The sequence below is a fragment of the Paucibacter sp. XJ19-41 genome (assembly GCF_028462495.1).
Lineage (GTDB): Bacteria > Pseudomonadota > Gammaproteobacteria > Burkholderiales > Burkholderiaceae_C > Roseateles_E.
Window position 1 is genome coordinate 1 of record NZ_JAQOWX010000287.1, and the last position, 735, is coordinate 735.

The 735-nt window shown below is 72.9% G+C and carries 1 protein-coding gene and 1 pseudogene; both read right to left on the reverse strand.

Annotated features, from left to right (window positions below; all coding sequences use genetic code 11):
• A pseudogene (locus tag PO768_RS29010) lies at positions 1 to 257 on the reverse strand (efflux RND transporter periplasmic adaptor subunit); the annotation flags it as partial.
• A partial coding sequence (locus tag PO768_RS29015; RefSeq protein ID WP_272648824.1) for a TolC family protein occupies positions 254 to 735 on the reverse strand: 482 nt, incomplete at its 5' end. The gene PO768_RS29015 and the pseudogene PO768_RS29010, both read right to left, overlap by 4 nt.

Here is a 735-nt window from a genome sequence, read left to right on the forward strand (position 1 = left end):
CCGCGCCGCACCCGGTCGCCGACCTGGGCCCGCACCTCGGCCAGGCGCAGCCCGGACAGCTCGGCGCTGACCACCGCCTCCTGCCAGGCAGCCACCGTGCCGCCGGCCTGCACGGCCTGCTCCCATTGCTGCGCGCTGGCGCTGACCAGATTGACGCTGAGCGCCGGTTTGGCCTTGGCTGCTGTCTGGCTTGTCGCCGGGCCCGCTGCGATCAGCAGCGCAGCAGCCAGCAGGCCGGTGTTGAATGTCTTGTTCATGAGCTACTCCCTTGCTGCCAGCCACCACCGCTGGCCTTGTAAAGCGCCACCCAGGCGGCGACCCGTTGTTCCTGTACCTGCACCAGGCTGGCCTGGGCGTTCAGCGCCAGCCGCCGCGCGTCTTCGAGCTCGGCCGCGCTGGCCAGCCCCTGGCGCCAGCGCTCTTGCGTGCCGGCCAGCGAGCGCTCGTAGGCCGAGACGCTGGCCGCCACATGGCTTTCGCGGGCCTGGGCCGAGTCCAACCGCACCAGCGCCTCCTCGACCTCGCGCACCGCCTGCAGCAGCGCTCCGCGATGCGCCGCCAGCGCCTCCTCGTAACGGCCCTGGGCCGCATCGACCTGGGCGCGGCGCGCGCCGCCGTCCAGCAAAGGCAGGCTCAGGCTGGGGCCCAGCGACCAGCCATTGCCGTCGTCGCGCGAGCCGGCCACGCGCAGCGCGCCGATATTGAACGAGCCGCTCAGGCGCAGCTGCGGATAGC